The 16,556-nt window shown below is 70.8% G+C and carries 15 protein-coding genes and 1 riboswitch; of the genes, 3 read left to right on the forward strand and 12 right to left on the reverse strand.

Translation table 11 applies throughout. The features are described 5' to 3' along the window. Positions 1-10: 10 nt before the first annotated feature. From AB0M27_RS29060 to AB0M27_RS29070, 3 genes are all read right to left on the reverse strand, one after another. Positions 11-1,381, reverse strand: coding sequence for a peptidase C39 family protein (locus AB0M27_RS29060; RefSeq protein ID WP_365725739.1), 1,371 nt, complete (start codon positions 1,379-1,381; stop codon positions 11-13). A gap of 283 nt (positions 1,382-1,664) precedes the next feature. Then, a complete protein-coding gene (locus AB0M27_RS29065) occupies positions 1,665-3,206 on the reverse strand; it encodes an amino acid permease (RefSeq protein WP_365725741.1) in 1,542 nt (513 codons plus the stop codon). A gap of 58 nt (positions 3,207-3,264) precedes the next feature. Beyond that, positions 3,265-4,221, reverse strand: coding sequence for a hypothetical protein (locus AB0M27_RS29070; protein WP_365725743.1), 957 nt, complete (start codon positions 4,219-4,221; stop codon positions 3,265-3,267). 219 nt (positions 4,222-4,440) lie between these two features. Between AB0M27_RS29070 and AB0M27_RS29075 the strand changes: the two genes are divergently transcribed. Together AB0M27_RS29075 and AB0M27_RS29080 are read left to right on the forward strand one after the other, a co-directional pair. After that, positions 4,441-5,061 carry a hypothetical protein gene (locus tag AB0M27_RS29075; protein ID WP_365725765.1) on the forward strand — a complete coding sequence of 207 codons (621 nt, stop codon included), beginning with the start codon at positions 4,441-4,443 and terminating at the stop codon, positions 5,059-5,061. A 428-nt stretch (positions 5,062-5,489) separates the two neighbouring features. Beyond that, complete coding sequence (locus AB0M27_RS29080) at positions 5,490-7,352, forward strand: AAA family ATPase (RefSeq protein ID WP_365725745.1); 1,863 nt, start codon at positions 5,490-5,492, stop codon at positions 7,350-7,352. 241 nt (positions 7,353-7,593) lie between these two features. Here AB0M27_RS29080 and AB0M27_RS29085 read toward each other — a convergent pair whose 3' ends face one another. The 9 genes from AB0M27_RS29085 to AB0M27_RS29125 form a co-directional block, all read right to left on the reverse strand. Then, entirely contained in the window at positions 7,594-8,667 is a 1,074-nt protein-coding gene (locus tag AB0M27_RS29085) for a hemolysin family protein (protein ID WP_365725747.1), read from the reverse strand. Beyond that, the gene (locus AB0M27_RS29090; RefSeq protein ID WP_365725749.1) at positions 8,664-9,998 is read right to left on the reverse strand and encodes a hemolysin family protein; all 1,335 of its coding nucleotides are present in this window, start codon (positions 9,996-9,998) and stop codon (positions 8,664-8,666) included. Before AB0M27_RS29090 ends, AB0M27_RS29085 begins: the two co-directional genes overlap by 4 nt. 226 nt (positions 9,999-10,224) lie before the next feature. Continuing rightward, positions 10,225-10,680 (reverse strand): PH domain-containing protein, encoded by a 456-nt coding sequence (locus tag AB0M27_RS29095; RefSeq protein WP_365725751.1) that lies wholly within the window; start codon positions 10,678-10,680, stop codon positions 10,225-10,227. Positions 10,681-10,695: 15 nt separating this feature from the next. Then, positions 10,696-11,544 (reverse strand): ATP phosphoribosyltransferase, encoded by an 849-nt coding sequence (gene hisG / locus AB0M27_RS29100; RefSeq protein ID WP_365725753.1) that lies wholly within the window; start codon positions 11,542-11,544, stop codon positions 10,696-10,698. 54 nt (positions 11,545-11,598) lie between these two features. Next, the gene (locus AB0M27_RS29105) at positions 11,599-11,871 is read right to left on the reverse strand and encodes a phosphoribosyl-ATP diphosphatase (protein WP_351809542.1); all 273 of its coding nucleotides are present in this window, start codon (positions 11,869-11,871) and stop codon (positions 11,599-11,601) included. Between the two features lie 34 nt (positions 11,872-11,905). Beyond that, complete coding sequence (gene ribH, locus AB0M27_RS29110; protein ID WP_351809540.1) at positions 11,906-12,391, reverse strand: 6,7-dimethyl-8-ribityllumazine synthase; 486 nt, start codon at positions 12,389-12,391, stop codon at positions 11,906-11,908. Between the two features lie 22 nt (positions 12,392-12,413). Beyond that, positions 12,414-13,727 carry a bifunctional 3,4-dihydroxy-2-butanone-4-phosphate synthase/GTP cyclohydrolase II gene (locus tag AB0M27_RS29115; RefSeq protein WP_365725757.1) on the reverse strand — a complete coding sequence of 438 codons (1,314 nt, stop codon included), beginning with the start codon at positions 13,725-13,727 and terminating at the stop codon, positions 12,414-12,416. After that, positions 13,724-14,365, reverse strand: coding sequence for a nicotinamide mononucleotide transporter family protein (locus AB0M27_RS29120; protein WP_365725759.1), 642 nt, complete (start codon positions 14,363-14,365; stop codon positions 13,724-13,726). Before AB0M27_RS29120 ends, AB0M27_RS29115 begins: the two co-directional genes overlap by 4 nt. Then, the gene (locus tag AB0M27_RS29125; RefSeq protein WP_365725761.1) at positions 14,362-14,970 is read right to left on the reverse strand and encodes a riboflavin synthase; all 609 of its coding nucleotides are present in this window, start codon (positions 14,968-14,970) and stop codon (positions 14,362-14,364) included. The genes AB0M27_RS29120 and AB0M27_RS29125 overlap by 4 nt, the downstream gene beginning before the upstream one ends. 155 nt (positions 14,971-15,125) lie before the next feature. Further along, positions 15,126-15,256: riboswitch (FMN riboswitch) on the reverse strand. Between the two features lie 284 nt (positions 15,257-15,540). Here AB0M27_RS29125 and AB0M27_RS29130 point away from each other — a divergent pair. Then, a complete protein-coding gene (locus AB0M27_RS29130; RefSeq protein WP_365725763.1) occupies positions 15,541-16,431 on the forward strand; it encodes an RNA polymerase sigma-70 factor in 891 nt (296 codons plus the stop codon). Positions 16,432-16,556 lie beyond the last annotated feature (125 nt).

A 16,556-nucleotide genomic window follows, 5' to 3' on the forward strand; every position in this document is an offset into this window, starting at 1 on the left:
GCTCACACGGTCAGTGCACACCCACCGCCGCGAGCGCCATGCGCTGGCGCGGGCTCGGGTGGGCCGGGAAGTAGAGGTAGCAGACTCCCCCGGTGCCGGAGACGACCTTGCCGGAGGCGTTGTACCGCTTGGTCCTGAGCCAGATGTTCTCGAACTCCCGGCGCAGATAGACCCGCCGTACCGCGTCGTCGCTCGGCGAGGCCGGGTCGTTGGCGATCACGTCGCCGTCCGCGGTGAAGCCGATCACGGTCATCAGATGGCCCGAGGTGCCGTAGCCGGCGCCGGTCAGCTCGGTCTTCAGGAACGACTGGGACGTTATGGCCGGGATGCCGGCCGCGATCAGGGTCTCCAGGTCGGTGAGCGAGGCGAGCCGCGTGACCACACCCTGCAGTCCCTCGAACGTGGCCGCGTACGCGGCGTTGAACGGCCAGTTGCCGCAGCCCTCGTACTGGGCGTCGTAGGTGAAGCGGGCGGCGTGGTCCACCTGCGGGTCGGCGTACGTCGGGTCGACCCAGGACAGCTGCTCGGGGGTGAGCCGGCCGCCCCAGTACTCGACGATCATCTGCGAGGAGGTGGGGCTGCACCAGGCCTCGCCACCGCCGTCGTACTGCGGGTACTGACCCTTGTGGATCTCCTGCGAGTAGCGCGGGACGTCCAGCTCCTGGGCGAGGCCGGGGGTGGAGGCGGGGACGGTGAAGCGGTCGGGGACGTCGGACCCCATGGCGCCCAGCCGCCACACGGTCGGCGTCAGCTGCGTCCCCGGCCTGCGGTACAGGGTGAGGCGCAGCCGGTACGACGTCAGGCGCAGGCCGGTGCTCGCGTCGTCGATGGCGAAGGTGTCGGTCCAGATGCTGCTCTTGCCGTCGGCCTGGCCGTCCACCGAGGTCCGCTTGATGTCCTGGTCACCGGCCGCCCAGCGGCCCATCACATACCAGGGGGTCTCGGTGCCGTCGGAGTAGGTGCCCTGGAGTTCCACCTGGAGCCAGGTGCCCTCGGGGGTGTGGGCGTTCCAGGAGGAGACGACCTCGGTGGCGGGGACGGTGAGCCGGTGGACCGGGGAGGTCCAGGTGGCGTACTCCCAGGTGGCGGTCGTGCCGGTGTGCGGGTCGGTGTAGTCGGTGCGACCGGCCGGGGCGCCGATCAGGACGCCGGGGCGGGCGCCGGCGACGGCCCGGGCACCCTGGGCGACGCCGAGGCGCCACTCGCGGTACGTGGTCCAGGAGTGGTAGTCGATCGGGCGGGCCGGCGCCTGGCCGGGGTCGTCCGCGGCGGTGGCCGGTCGCTGCGCGGCGGCGGCAGCGGGGACCGTTCCACCGGCCACCGCCACGGCGACGGCTGCGGTGAGGACGGTCCTGCGGGACGGCTGTTGGGCTCTGCTCATGGGCGCGATTACCCCCAGGTGTCCGATGATCCGGTGCGGTGTGTGCGCCAACTATGGAGCAGGCGGCATGGCGCTGCCAGCACTTCTGCATATGCGGCGCCATCAATATTGGTCTCGGCCACTGGAACGGCAGAGTGGAGCCCGCTCGAGAAGCCGAGCGGCGTTGTCGCCGGCCGGGGTCGAAGGGGCGCGGGGAGCTGCGCGACCGGCCCATCACCGGCCCGCAGCCGCACAGCTCCCCGCGACCACCCGAGCTGGACGCCTCCTGCTGTGACGATCGGCGTCAGACGAGATCCATCGCGGCGACCTCGTCGGGCCGGCCGTAGCTGATCGGCCCCTGGAAGCGGCGGCGGGCGGTGGCGAACCACCACACCGTCGCGACGAGCAGGACGACGGCGAGCGCGATCGGCGCGTAGTTGAAGGTGTCGACGGTGATCGGCGAGGCCTGCGGCAGCATGAACAGCACGCTGCTGAGCACGATCCAGATCACCGCGAGCCAGCCGACCGGCCGGCCCCAGTGGCCCAGGTGCCAGGGCCCGGGCTGGAACTCGTCACCGAGCCGCAGCCGCAGGAAGATCGGCACGGCGTAGGCGAGGAAGAGGCCGACCACGTTGACGCTGACGATCGCGGTGAAGGCGGTGTGCGACCACCAGCCGGGCACCACCAGGGCGACCGAGCAGGCCACCGCGAGCCACACCGCCTTCACGGGCGTACGGGTGCGCGGCGAGACCGAGTGCCACCAGCGGGAGGCGGGCATGGCCCCGTCGCGGGAGAAGGCGAAGATCTGCCGGGTGTTGCTGGTGAGGTTGGCGAGACCGCAGAAGAGCATCGCGCCGATGACGACGAGGAGCATGACCTTGGCGGTGCCGAGACCGAGGCCGTCGATGAGAATCTGGACGGGCGGCGCGTCCGAACCGGCCACCTTGGCGTAGTCGCCGATGCTGTAGACCAGTGCCAGCATCAGGATCAGACCGGTGATCGCCGAATAGCCGATGGAGCGGGTGATCCCCTTGGGCGCGTTGATCGTCGCGTGGACCGTTTCCTCGGACATGTGGAAGCTGCCGTCGAACCCGGTGAACGTCCAGCTGGTCACCAGCAGACCGAGCATGCCGCCGTAAAGTCCGCTCGTGAAGCCGGTGTTGTTCTCGAAATGCGTGACGAAGGACGCCGGCTGATGGTGATCCGGCATCACTATGAGTGCGCCCACGATCACGACGAGTCCGATCAGCAGCCACCACACGGAAATACGGTTCAGTACGGCGACGAGCTGCACGGTGTAGGTGTTGGCGAGGCCCTGCACGACGATGATCGCGGCCGTGATCAGCACCGTCTGGTGCGTGGTCGGCTGGTAGGAGGGCCACTGCAGGTGGACGAAGGCCTGGATGAAGGTGGCGGCCGCGTAACCGGTGGCGGCGGTGCCACCGATCTGGCCCACGAAGTTCAGCCAGCCGGTGAACCAGGACCAGGCGCCCTTGTGGCGCTTTGCGAGTTTACCGGCGGAGAAATACAGGGCACCACTCGTCGGATAGGCCGAGGCGACTTCCGCCATGGCCGCGCCGATGAGGAGCACCATGACGCAGACCCCGATCCAGCCAAACACGAGAATGCGCGGGCCACCCGCGTTCATTCCGAATCCGAAGGACGAGAAAATACCCGAGAGGATATTGATGATGGTGAAGGAGATCGCGAAATTGTCGAACGCCTGGAAGCGCCGGGTGAGTTTCCGCGGATAACCCATCGCGTGCAGGGTCGCGTCGTCGTCGAGCACGACCGCGTCCTCACCCGCGCGGGCCTTCGCCCGTGGCGTCGATGTCCGTTCCGACACAGTTCGGCCTTTCTCTCGATGGGGTGGAACTCGATGGGGTGAAGGGCACGAGCAGGGGTCAGTCGGGCCGTGGCACCGGCAGACCGCAGGCGCGCCGGGCCCGGGAGAGCTGGTCGGCGGGGTCGCCGAAGGCGCTCCAGGGCATGCGGGAGGCGTACGGGCCCATCGCCGTGAACACCGCCCGGGCCTCGAACTCGCGCTGGGCCATGACCAGGGCGTGCGCGAGGTAGGCGAGGTCGAGCACCGGGGTGAAGCGGTAACGGGCCACCGCGGGCAGCCAGTTCCGGTAGATCGCCAGCGCGGTGGAGCGCCACTGCGGCTCTTCCCAGACGCGGTCGGCGAGCAGCTGGGTGGGGTTGTAGCTCTCCACCAGGGCCACCAGCGGCAGCAGCCGGAGGGCGGAGTCGGCGGGCGCCCGCTGGCTGAGGAAGGCGGCCACGTCCCAGGCCGCGTTGACCGAACCCCCGTACCGCGTGAAGAAGAACGACAGGAAGCGGTGATGGCCCTCGCGGTGCCAGGGGTCCAGCGACAGGACGTGCGCGAACAGCCGCCAGGGGCCGGCCGGGGCGGTGAGCAGGCCGCGCGGTGCCGGGTCGCTCGGCCGGTGCAGCCTGGCCATGGCGAGCTTGGCGGCCCAGGGCGTGGGGTCCCCGGGGGCCATGGCGGCGGCGCGGTCGCAGGCGGTCAGCGCGATCCGCTCCAGCGCCTCGGCGCGCTCGTCACGGGCGTCGGCGGCCCACAGGGCGCGCTGCACGGCGACCCGGGCCCACATCAGCGCCGCCTCGGGCGTCAGTTCCTCGGCGAGCCAGCGCTCGACCAGATCGGTGCCGGCCGCCTCGGAGGCGAGGACCAGCGAGCGATGCGCCCGCAGGGCGAAGTCGGTGCGCGTCTCGGCGAGGGCCTCGTACGCGTATCGATAACGTCCGGCGCGCACATCGACGCATACGCTCGCCAGGACACGGTCGTCGGCCGCCGGGTGCCACACATAGTGCCCTTCGAATAACTCCGCGGCCATGTCCCCCTGCCAGTCCCCGTACGGCGCACAGCGGTTGCGCTGGAGGCACCCTACTCAGCGACGGGCACACCCGGAACGCCTAATTCGACATATCGGTCAGGGGATTCGCGAATGTTTATCCGGGCCCTCGACTGGCTGCCGGCCGATGATTCAAAACGCGACGACTACTACACTGTCTCCGGAAAACCGCCCACACTGACCACAACCGGGGGAACCATCATTCGCGACCTCGCCGCCCGGCTGCGCGGGCTTGCCCCCTCTCTCGGGCCGGTCCGGCTGATCGGCGTGGACGGACACGCCGGCTCGGGAAAGTCCACGTTCGCCGGGCACTTGGCCGCCGCGCTCGGCGGGGCTCCGGTGCTGCACCTCGACGACATCGCCAGCCACGAGCAGTTCTTCGGGTGGACCGACCGGCTCATGACCCAGGTGATCCACCCGTTCGCCCACGGCGAGAACGCGTCCTACACGCCCTACGACTGGCGCGCCCGCGCCTTCGGCGCCCCGTGCCCGCTGCCGGCCGCGCCCGTGGTCCTCGTCGAAGGGGTCGGTGCCGGCCGCCGGGCGCTGCGGCCGCATCTGGCCCGGCTGCTGTGGATGGAGCTGCCCCGGGAGGAGTCCTGGGCGCGCGGCCGGCTGCGGGACGGGGCGGAGCAGCGGGAGTTCTGGGAGGGCTGGGTCGCGGCGGAGCGCACGCACTTCGCCGCGGACCCTTCGCGCCCCCATGCCGACCTCCTGGTACTGCAGACGCCGGAGGGGTACGAGGTGCTGCCGGGCCCTGAGGCAACCCGTGGACCGGACCAAGGTGTGACCCAGAGTGACGGAGCGTCCGCGTTGTGGTGAACGTGTGAAGACCCTTGCGGGGGAACTTCTCCGAGTGCCTCAACTCCGCTTGACCCGGGGGCCGTACAGGTCTTACGTTCTCAATGAGCGGTCATTCGGGACCGCCCCCAGACGCGAAGCCCCCGGTTGTTCCCCCGTGACCGGGGGCTTCGTTCTGTCCACGCGGCTCTTTCCGGGCGCCCGGCGCACCGATCCGCTCACCCTCGGTCACCGATCCGTGTGCGCCCCGTCTGCCCCCACCTCGTCAAACGGCCCGTGCGGCACCCTTCGGCGCGCGGTCATGGCGCGGGTACGATGCCCTCGGTGCGACCTTCGAGGCTGATCGCGCACCTGTAACTCCGGTCCGCGGCACGGCGGTTCGACCGCGGCGGCCGTCGGGCGACTGCCCGGTGGTGAACCACGGGGACACGGTCTGTGGGGGGGACGGGATGGACTTCGGCACGCAGGGCCCCGAGGCCCCGGCCGACCTGGCCTGGCTGCGGGGTGTGGACGCCTACACGATGGGCGCCTATCCGCAGGCGGAGGAGGAGTTCCGCACCGCGGTGCGGATGGATCCGGGGATGGCCGACGGCTGGCTCGGGCTGCACGCGCTCCGGGTCGACACGACGACCTCGCTGCTCAGGATGTTCCGGCACCGCGACCGCTTCGGCGAACAGCGCGCCCGGCACCGCCGCACCCTCAACTCCTGGTACTGGCTGGGCTGGTGGGTGCAGCCGGTGCTGGAGAGCCCACGTGATCTGCTGCTCGCGCACGCCTCGCACTGGCTGGACGGCCGGCACGTGCCCGAGCTGGACCGGGCCCTCGCCGGGCTGCCCCCGGTCGACACCGACCCGCAGGTCCGCTTCCTGCACGCCTGCCGCTCCTATCTGGTCAAGGACTGGGAGCAGCTGGTACGGCACACCGACCCGCTGCTGGACGACGCCATGCTCGGCATCGAGGCCGGCCTGTTCGGCGGCATGGCCAGGGTCCGGCTGGAGATGTACGGCCAGGCCGAACCCCTGCTGTCGGCGGCGCTGATGCGCTGCCGCAGCGAGCAGCCACAGCGCAAGGAGCTGCGCTACTGGCTGGCGCGGGCGCACGAGGGCACGGGACGCTCCGCCGCCGCGCTCCCCCTGTACCGGGCCGTGCACCGGGTCGACCCGGCCTTCATGGACACCTCGGCACGGCTCGCGGCGATCGCCGAGGGCGACGGGTACGACGACACCGCCGACCTGGCCGCGATCACGCTGACGGGTGCCGGGCAGGACAGCGTGGACGGGCCCGACGGATTCGATCCTCTGTTCGGCACCGAGGGCCGTGATCTGCGGCTGCCGGAGCCGGATCTGCCGACGGGGCCCCTGCCGTCGGTGAGCGATCCGGGGGTGCGGGTGAAGACCGGTGTCCCCTCCTCCCCCATTCCGGCCGGGCCGACCGATCCCGCCCTGCTCGAGGAAGCGCTTGCCGAACTCGAGCGCATGGTGGGGCTGGAGCCGGTGAAACGCCAGGTCAAGGCGTTGTCCGCACAGTTGAACATGGCCCGGCTGCGGGCCGGGCAGGGGCTGCCGGTGCAGCCGCCGAAACGGCACTTCGTCTTCTCGGGGCCGTCGGGGACCGGGAAGACCACGGTGGCCCGGATCCTGGGCCGGGTCTTCTACGCACTGGGCCTGCTCGGCGGGGACCACCTGGTGGAGGCCCAGCGGGCGGATCTGGTCGGCGAGTACCTCGGGCAGACCGCCGTGAAGGCCAACGAGCTGATCGACTCCGCGATCGGCGGGGTGCTGTTCGTGGACGAGGCGTACTCGCTGTCCAACTCCGGGTACGGCAAGGGAGACGCCTACGGCGACGAGGCCCTGCAGGTGCTGCTGAAGCGGGCCGAGGACAACAGGGACCATCTGGTCGTGATCCTCGCCGGCTATCCCGAGGGCATGGACCGGCTGCTGGCCGCGAACCCCGGACTGTCCTCCCGGTTCACCACCCGCGTCGACTTCCCCTCCTACCGGCCGCAGGAACTCACCGAGATCGGGAAGGTGCTGGCCGGGGAGAACGGGGACCTGTGGGACGAGGAAGCGCTGGACGAGCTGCGCTCGATCGCCGGGCACGTGGTGGAGCAGGGGTGGATCGACGAGTTGGGCAACGGACGGTTCCTGCGCACGCTGTACGAGAAGAGCTGCGCGTACCGGGACCTTCGGCTGTCGACGTATGCGGGTTCCCTGTCCCGGGAGGACTTGGCCACGCTTCGGTTGGCCGACCTGATGCAGGCGTACGGGGAAGTGCTGTCGGGGCGGGGGCCGCAGGATCCGTCGGCCATGTAGGCGCCGTGGGCTGGGCGGGGTGGGTTTCGCCTGCCCGCGCCGGCGGGGTGCCTCCCCCACTCTCGGCTTCGCTCGCACGGAGGGGGACTCCCCATCGCCCACCCGTGCCGCCCCAGCGGCACGACTGCCCGCAGCGGCGGCGCTGCCAAGCCCAGGGCACTGCAGCTCCCCAGGGGCGCGGGAAACTGCGCGACCAGCCCACCACCGGGCGGCAGCCGCGCTGCTTCCTGCACCACCCCGGCTAGGAGGCGAGCACTTGCTGCGGCTCCCCGCTCACCCGCGGCTCCGGCATCTCTCGATGGGCCGGGTCACGGACCTCGCCGACCAGGAGTTCCAGGACGTCCTCCAGAGCGACCAGGCCCAGCACCTTGCCGGAGGGGTCGGCGACCTGGGCCAGGTGCGTGGCCGCCCGCCGCATGACCGTGAGGGCGTCGTCGAGCGGCAGCTCGGCCCGCAGGGTGGTCATGGGACGCCAGACGTGCTGCGGGACAGCGCGGTCGGAGTGCTCCAGGTCGAGGACGTCCTTGACGTGGACATAACCCATGAACGGGCCCTTCTCCGTCGCCGAGACCGGGAAGCGGGAGTAACCCGTGCGGGCCGTCAGCTCGACGATCTCGCCCGGGGTGACCGACGGGGTCACCGTGACCAGGGACTCCCGGCGCAGCAGGACGTCGGTGACCGGGCGGGAGCCCAGTTCCAGGGCGTCCTCCAGGCGCTCGCGCTCCTCGGGGTCGAGCAGGCCGGCCTGGCCGGAGTCCTCCAGCAGGCGGTTGAGCTGCTCGCTGGTGACGACGGCCTCGACCTCGTCCTTGGGCTCGACCCGGAAGAGCCGCAGGATGCCCTGGGCGCAGGCGCCGAGGGTCACGGTGATCGGCTTGCACAGGCGGGCGAAGTAGACCAGGCCGGGGCTCAGCCACAGCGCCGCCTTCTCGGGGGCCGCCATCGCGAGGTTCTTCGGCACCATCTCGCCGATGACCAGGTGGAAGAAGACCACCGCGGCCAGCGCGATGACATAGCCGAGGGGGTGGACCATGCCGTCGGGCAGGTGGACCGCCGCGAACACCGGCTCCAGCAGATGGGCCACCGTCGACTCGGCCACCGCGCCCAGCGTCAGTGAGCAGACCGTGATGCCGAACTGGGCCGCGGCCATCATCTGCGGCAGCCGCTCCAGGCCGTACAGCACCTGGCGGGCCCGCGCCGTACCCAGCGGTTCGATCTGGCTGCGGCGCACGGAGACGAGCGCGAACTCGGCGCCGACGAAGAAGCCGTTGGCGAGCACGAGCAGCGCGGCGAAGACCAGTTGGAGGACGCTCATCGGGCGGCCTCCATCACGTTCACCGCCGGGACCGTCCTGACCAGGCGGACCCGTTCGGCGCGGTAGTGGCCGACCTGGCGGACCGAGAGCCGCCAGCCGGGCAGCTCGGCCCGGTCGCCGGGGGCCGGGATACGGCCGAGCAGGTCGGCGACGAGTCCGGCGACCGTCTCGTACGGCCCCTCGGGCACGTCGAGGCCTATGCGCTGGAGGATGTCGACGCGGCAGCTGCCGTCGGCGTCCCAGGCGGGCCGGCCGTCCTCGGGCGGGGCGGGGGCCAGCTCGGGCATGTCCTTGGCGTCGTGCTCGTCGCGGACCTCGCCGACGAGTTCCTCGACGATGTCCTCCAGGGTGACCACGCCCGCCGTGCCGCCGTACTCGTCGACGACGACCGCGATGGGCTGCTCGGAGCGGAGCCGGGCGAGCAGGGGCTGGACCGGCAGGGTCTCCGGGACCAGCAGCGCCTTGCGGGCGATGCGGTTCACCGAGGTGCGCAACCGGTCGTGCACCGGGACCGCGAGGGCGTCCTTCAGGTGGGCCATGCCGACGATCTCGTCGATCTTCTCCCGGTAGACGGGGAAGCGGGACAGGCCGGTGGCCCGGGTGAGGTTGACGACGTCCTCGGCGGTGGCCGTGTCCTGGAGGGCGCTGACCTTCACGCGCGGGGTCATGACGTGCTGCGCGGTCAGCTCGCCCAGGGACAGGGTGCGGACGAACAGGTCGGCCGTGTCCTGTTCCAGGGCTCCGGCCTGCGCGGAGTGCCGGGCCAGGGAGACGAGCTCGCCCGGGGTGCGGGCGGAGGCCAGTTCCTCGGCGGGTTCGACGCCGAGGGCCCTTACCAGGCGGTTGGCGACGGTGTTGAGCGCGGCGATCACCGGGCGGAACAGGCGGGCGAAGTGGTACTGCGGGCCGGCCACGAACCGGGCGACCTGCAGGGGCTTGGACACCGCCCAGTTCTTGGGCACGAGCTCGCCGATCACCATCTGGATCGCGGAGGCCAGCAGCATGCCGACGACCACGGCGACACCGGAGACGGCGCCGTCCGGGACACCGATGGCGGCGAACGGAGCGTGCAGCAGCCGGGCCAGGGCCGGTTCGGCGAGCATGCCGACGACCAGGGAGGTGATGGTGATGCCGAGCTGGGTGCCGGAGAGCTGGAAGGACAGCTCCTTGAGCGACTCGGCCACCCTACGGGCGCGTCGGTCGCCCTCGGCGGCCGCCTTCTCGGCGTCCGTCGCCTCGACGGTCACCAGGCCGAACTCGGCCGCCACGAAGAATCCGTTGGCGAGGATCAGCAGGAAAGCCGCTCCCAGGAGCAGCAGGGAGATGGTCACGCTGCCACCACCTTCCCGGTATGTCGGGTCGGGGCGGCGCAGGTACTACAGGACGATCCGTCCATCGCTGGAGGGAGTCACTCCTCGGGTAGCAGGAACCCCTGTGCACCGGGTGGTGCTCCAGGGGCGGAGCCGCAGCGAAACGGCCTCCGTCACCAGATTAATCAAGACATGGGCCACTCGGGCAGGGTGGACGCCCCCGAGTCAGCCCCGATCTGCCCCCGAGTCAGCCCTGACCTTCCACCGGGTGGGCCGGGGAGCGGGCGTCGGCGAGGGCCCGCAGGGCCTGCGCGTCGGCGATGGCGCGCTGCTTGGCGAGGCCCGGCTGGATGCCTAGCGCGGGCAGGCTGGTGCCGTCGCTGAGGTTGAGGAAGACCCAGGGATCGCCCGGACGGAGGTTCACCTGGACGATCTCCGCCCACTCCAGGCGCCGCCTGCTGGCGATGTTGACCACGGTGACACCGGACTCGTCGGCGACGACCTTCACCCGGGAGATCTGGGCCAGCACCCAGAAGATCAGCGCCCCGGTGACGAAGAAGCTCGCCCGCTCCCCCGGGCCCAGCTGCTCCAGCAGCATCGCGATCCCGGAGATGGTCAGGAAGATCACGACACCGGCGGTGAGCAGGATCGCCCGGGTGTGGCCCGGCCGGAAGGTGACGGGAAGGGTGGGCAGGTCGGACATCGGTCGGCGTACCCCTTACAGGCGGCAGGCGTGGATGGCCGTGGTGAGGATGGCGCGGGCGCCGATGGAGTAGAGGTCGTCCATGATCCGCTGCGCCTCCTTGGCGGGGACCATGGCGCGGACCGCGACCCAGCCTTCGTTGTGCAGCGGGGAGACGGTCGGGGACTCCAGGCCAGGGGTGAGCGCGACGGCCTTCTCCAGCTGCTCGACCCGGCAGTCGTAGTCCATCATCACGTAGGTCCGGGCGACCAGGACGCCCTGGAGGCGGCGCAGGAACTGCTGGACCTTCGGCTCCTCGCCGTCGGTGCCGGTGCGGCGGATGACGATCGCCTCGGACTTCATGATCGGCTCGCCGAAGACCTCCAGGCCGGCGTTGCGCAGGCTGGTGCCGGTCTCCACGACGTCGGCGATGACCTCGGCGACGCCCAGCTCGATCGCGGTCTCCACGGCGCCGTCGAGGTGGACGACGGAGGCGTCGACTCCGCTGTCCTCGAGGTGCCCCGCGACGATGCCCTCGTAGGAGGTGGCGACCGTCTTGCCCTTGAGGTCCTCGATGCCGCTCGCGGTGCCCGGCTTGGCGGCGAAGCGGAAGGTGGAGCGGGCGAAGCCGAGCGGCAGGATCTCCTCGGCGTCGGCGCCGGAGTCGATCAGCAGGTCACGGCCGGTGATGCCCACGTCGAGGCGGCCTGAGGCGACGTAGATCGCGATGTCGCGGGGGCGGAGGTAGAAGAACTCGACCTCGTTCACCGGGTCGACGATCCGCAGCTCCTTGGACTCGCGGCGCTGCTGGTAGCCGGCCTCATGCAGCATCTCCGCCGCAGGGCCGGACAGTGAACCCTTGTTGGGGACGGCGATGCGCAGCATGAGGTCGGCTTCCTTTGCGTGAAGGGGTTTCTACAGCGGTTACGGCGGGGCGGCTTACAGGTGGGCGTAGACGTCGTCCAGGGAGATCCCGCGGGCGACCATCATCACCTGGATGTGGTACAGCAGCTGGGAGATCTCCTCGGCGGCCGCCTCCTTGCCCTCGTACTCGGCGGCCATCCAGACCTCGGCGGCCTCTTCGACGACCTTCTTGCCGATGGCATGGACGCCCTTGCCGACCAGCTCTGCGGTGCGGGAGGTGGCGGGGTCCCCGTGGGCGGCCTTCTGCTGGAGCTCGGTGAAGAGCTCCTCGAACGTCTTCTTGGACATGGTGGTCCTTACCCTACGCGCTCCGGCCGGTACCTCAGTGCCAGGGTTCGGATACTGAGCGGAGCGTGGCGGCGGTCGCGACCGCCGCGGTCACCGCCTCGTGGCCCTTGTCCTCGTTCGAGCCCTCCAGGCCGGCCCGGTCCAGGGCCTGCTCCTCGGTGTCGCAGGTGAGCACACCGAAGCCGACGGGCACTCCGGTCTCCACACTGACCTGGGTGAGGCCCTGGGTGACGCCCTGGCAGACGTAGTCGAAGTGCGGGGTGCCGCCGCGGATGACGACGCCGAGGGCGACCACGGCGTCGTAGCCGCGCCCGGCCAGCACCTTGGCGGCGACCGGGAGTTCGAAGCTGCCGGGGACCCGGATCAGGGTCGGCTCGTCGATCCCCAGTTCGTGCAGGGCGCGCAGGGCGCCGTTCACCAGACCGTCCATCACCTTCACGTGCCACTGCGCCGCGATGACGGCGACCCTGAGGTCGCTCGCGTTGCGTACGGACAGTTCCGGTGCACCCTTGCCGCTCACGTGTCTCCTAAGTGCTTCTTGCTTACTGGTTGCCACAGCCGGACGCGACCGCGGCCGCGGAAGCGGTCACGGCGGGCGTGTCCAGCCAGGGCAGGTCGTGTCCCATACGGTCGCGCTTGGTGCGCAGGTAGTGCAGGTTGTGCTCGCCCGCCTGGATGGGCATCGACTCGCGGCCGGTGACCCTCAGCCCGTGGCGCAGCAGCGCGTCCGTCTTGTCCGGATTGTTGGTCATCAGCCGGACGCTGTGCACGCCGAGGTCGGCGAGGATCCGGGCGCCGGCGCCGTAGTCGCGGGCGTCGGCGGGCAGGCCGAGTTCGAGGTTGGCGTCCAGGGTGTCGCGGCCCCGCTCCTGCAGCTCGTACGCCCGGAGCTTGGACAGCAGACCGATGCCGCGCCCCTCGTGGCCGCGCAGGTAGACCACCACGCCCCGGCCCTCCTCCTGGATGCGCTGCAGGGCGGTGTCCAGCTGGGGGCCGCAGTCGCAGCGCAGGGAGCCGAAGACATCACCGGTGAGGCATTCGGAGTGGACGCGGACCAGGACGTCCTCGCCGTCGCCGAGGTCGCCGTGGACGAGGGCGACGTGTTCGACGCCGTCCACGGTGGAGCGGTAGCCGTAGGCGGTGAAGGTGCCGTGCTTGGTGGGCAGGCGGGTCTCGGCCTCGCGGCGGACGGTGGGCTCACTGCCGCGGCGGTAGGCGATCAGGTCCTCGATGGAGATGATCGTCAGGCCGTGCTTGCGGGCGAACGGGATCAGCTCGGGCAGGCGGAGCATACGGCCGTCCTCGCCGGCGATCTCCACGATGGCACCGGCCGGGCGCAGACCCGCGAGCCGGGCGAGGTCGACGGCGGCCTCGGTGTGGCCGTTGCGGGTGAGCACGCCGCCGGGCTTGGCGCGCAGCGGGAAGACATGGCCGGGCCGGACGAAATCCGTCGGCTCCGCCGTGCCGCTCGCGAGAAGCTGAAGCGTCGTCGCTCGGTCGGAGGCCGAGATGCCGGTGCTCACACCGTGAGCGGCCGAGGCGTCCACGGAGATGGTGAACGCGGTTTTCATCGACTCGGTGTTGTCCTGGACCATCTGCGGCAGCCGCAGCCGGTCCAGTTCTTCGCCCTCCATGGGGGCGCAGATGAGTCCCCGGCACTCGCTCATCATGAAGGCGACGATCTCGGGGGTCGCCTTCTCGGCGGCGATGACGAGGTCGCCCTCGTTCTCCCGGTCCTCGTCGTCCACGACCACGACCGGGCGGCCGGCCGCGATGTCGGCGATGGCCTGCTCGACGGGGTCGAGCCCGAAGCTCTCGATGGCGTCCGTGTCGTACAGGGGCGGTGCCGAGGTCATGCCGGGGCTCCTTCCAGGACGGGCTGCGAGCTCCTGCGGGAGCGCAGCCACCAGTCGCGCATGCCCCACAGGACGAGTGCGCCGTAGATGACGTAGACGAAACCGGAGAAGGCGTAGCCGTTGGCGAAGTTGAGGGGTACGCCGACGAGGTCGACCAGCAGCCAGGCGATCCAGAACTCGACCATGCCCTTGGCCTGGGCGTACATGGCGACGATGGTGCCGACGAAGATGTAGGCGTCGGGCCAGGGGTCCCAGGACAGCGACGGGTAGGCCGTGAAGAACAGGGCCACCGCGACCGTGCCGACGGCGGCCGCGCCCAGCATCACCGCGCGCTCGCGCCAGCCGGCGAACCGGGGGGTGATGTGGCCGTCGGCGGACCGGCCCTTGTTGCGCTGCCACTGCCACCAGCCGTACAGCGCGACGACCATGACGACGGCCTGCTTGCCGGCGCTGCCGGTCAGATGGCCGTAGAAGGCGGCGAAGAGGACGAGGCCGGAGAGGAACTGCACGGGCCAGGTCCACAGGGAGCGGCGCCAGCCGAGGGCGAGGGTGATCAGGCCGAGGATGTTGCCGACCATGTCCGACCAGATGATGCGCTGGCCGAAGAGGGTGAAGGCCTCGGAGTTCAGCCAGTTCACTTGGTGGCTCCCTGGGCACGGTCGCCGAGGAGCCGCTCGACGTACTTGGCGACGACGTCGACCTCGAGGTTGACCGGGTCGCCGGGCTGCTTCAGGCCGAGCGTGGTCAGGTCGAGGGTGGTCGGGATGAGGCTGACGGTGAAGTGGTCGGGGCCGGCGTCCACGACCGTGAGGCTGATGCCGTCGACGGTGATGGAGCCCTTCTCCACGACGTAGCGGGAGAGGTCCGCCGGGAGGGAGATCTTCACGATCTCCCAGTTCTCCGAGGGCCTGCGCTCCAGCACCTCGCCGGTGCCGTCGACATGGCCCTGCACGATGTGCCCGCCGAGGCGCGCACCCACGGCCATGGGGCGTTCGAGGTTGACGCGGGAGCCGACGGCGAGTGCGCCGAGGCTGGAACGCTTCAGGGTCTCCGCCATCACATCGGCGGTGAACTCGTCGCCCTCGTGCTCCACGACGGTGAGACAGACCCCGTTCACGGCGATGGAGTCGCCGTGCTGCGCGCCCTCGGTCACGACGGGGCCGCGGAGCCGGAAGCGGGAGGCGTCGCCGAGGTTCTCGACGGCGGTGACCTCACCCAGCTCTTCGACGATTCCGGTGAACACTTCCCGGGTCCTCCTGCCTCTTGGGGCACGGACTCCGGGGCCTGTCGATGACGACAGAATGTACGGGTGAGCACACCGGGCGACGCCGAAAGAGGCCGCCCGCATGCGGACGAGCCCCAGATACGGCGGCGCGCACGGATACACGTGCCCGCCCGCCGCGCACTGCCTCCCATCCGGACTTTAACCGTCGGTCCAGGAATTTCACCTGGTCAACCGGCCGCTGGAAGCGACCGGGTCGCGGACTGTAACCGCCGGTTCGGACTTTCACCGACCCCGGAGTGCGCTGCTTCTGGTACACGGCCAGTGTGCCACGCCGGGCGCCGCTCCAGACAGACGGAGGGTGTGGGCTCGCTCACAGCATGTGCCGCCACCCTTGGCGCCCCGGCACAGCCGGACCGCGCAACTGCCGGACTTCCAGAGCACATTGACCATTGGTCCGGACCTATTGACCGTACTGGTCTAGTCCTCTTATCGTGCGGGCGGGTCCGGTGGCGGTGACGACGGCCCTTGCCCGCCGCCGGGCCGCCAGGGCTTCAGGACGCCACCGGGGCGTCTGGCAGGCTGAGGCGCATGACGCCTTCGCCGCCCTCCGACAAGTTCGAGTCCCACCGGCCCCGGCTGTTCGGTCTGGCCTACCGCCTGCTGGGCTCCGCCCACGAGGCGGAGGACGCGGTACAGGACGCGTATCTGCGGTTCAGCGGCGCCGACCGGGCGGCGATCGAGCACCCGGGGGCATGGCTCGCCAAGGCCGTCACCAACCTCTGTCTGACCCGGCTGACCTCGGCCCGGGCGCGGCGCGAGGAGTACCCAGGGACCTGGCTGCCCGAGCCGGTGGCCACCTCCGACGGGACGCTCGGCCCGCTGGAGTCGGCGGAGCGGCGCGAGCAGGTCTCCATGGCCCTGCTGGTCCTGCTGGAGCGCCTGACGCCGACCGAGCGGGCCGTGTACGTGCTGCGTGAGGCGTTCGGTTACGCCCACCGGGAGATCGCGGACGTCCTGGACTTGAGCGAGTCCAACTGCCGTCAGCTGTACCGGCGCGCGGTGGCCCGGGTCGCCGTGCCGGAGGGCCGCTTCGAGCCCGCGCCGGAGCGGCAGGAGGAACTGCTCGTGTCCTTCCTCACGGCGGCCCGCGAGGGTGACCTGGCCGGCCTGGAGAAGATGCTCGCGGCGGACGTCACCTACTGGGGCGACGGCGGCGGCAAGGTGTCCGCGGTCAGGCGGCCGGTCGAGGGACGCGAGAAGGTCGCGCGCTTCCTGGTGGGCGGGGCCGAGCGGTTCACAGGCGGCCTGGACATCGTGGTGGCGGAGGTCAACGGCGCGAGCGCGCTGGTCGCGTGGGCGGGCGACGTGCTCGCCGGGGTGGCGTCCTTCGAGCTGCGGGACGGCCTGATCGCCCATGTGCGGACCGTGATGAACCCGGACAAGCTCGCCTACATGCAACGGCAGCTGCAGCCGTCGTAGCGGAGCCGGTCCGGGGCCTGTCACATTTCCGGCCCTGTCTCACATTCGGTGGTGACGGAAAGTGGTGGGGGTCGTTGACATTCGCGTGAAGGATGTCAACGAGCTCGTGCAGACGGTGTTCTCGG

This window comes from Streptomyces sp. NPDC052107 (assembly GCF_040680215.1).
In the GTDB taxonomy this organism is placed as follows: Bacteria; Actinomycetota; Actinomycetes; order Streptomycetales; family Streptomycetaceae; genus Streptomyces.

Excerpts from the sequence above, each read along its gene's own strand:
- AB0M27_RS29060 (WP_365725739.1), bottom strand. The coding sequence starts at position 1,381 with ATGAGCAGAGCCCAACAGCCGTCCCGCAGGACCGTCCTCACCGCAGCC.
- AB0M27_RS29070 (WP_365725743.1), bottom strand. The coding sequence starts at position 4,221 with ATGGCCGCGGAGTTATTCGAAGGGCACTATGTGTGGCACCCGGCGGCC.
- AB0M27_RS29080 (WP_365725745.1), top strand. The coding sequence starts at position 5,490 with ATGGACTTCGGCACGCAGGGCCCCGAGGCCCCGGCCGACCTGGCCTGG.
- AB0M27_RS29085 (WP_365725747.1), bottom strand. The coding sequence starts at position 8,667 with ATGAGCGTCCTCCAACTGGTCTTCGCCGCGCTGCTCGTGCTCGCCAAC.
- AB0M27_RS29095 (WP_365725751.1), bottom strand. The coding sequence starts at position 10,680 with ATGTCCGACCTGCCCACCCTTCCCGTCACCTTCCGGCCGGGCCACACC.
- hisG (WP_365725753.1), bottom strand. The coding sequence starts at position 11,544 with ATGCTGCGCATCGCCGTCCCCAACAAGGGTTCACTGTCCGGCCCTGCG.
- AB0M27_RS29105 (WP_351809542.1), bottom strand. The coding sequence starts at position 11,871 with ATGTCCAAGAAGACGTTCGAGGAGCTCTTCACCGAGCTCCAGCAGAAG.
- AB0M27_RS29115 (WP_365725757.1), bottom strand. The coding sequence starts at position 13,727 with ATGACCTCGGCACCGCCCCTGTACGACACGGACGCCATCGAGAGCTTC.
- AB0M27_RS29130 (WP_365725763.1), top strand. The coding sequence starts at position 15,541 with ATGACGCCTTCGCCGCCCTCCGACAAGTTCGAGTCCCACCGGCCCCGG.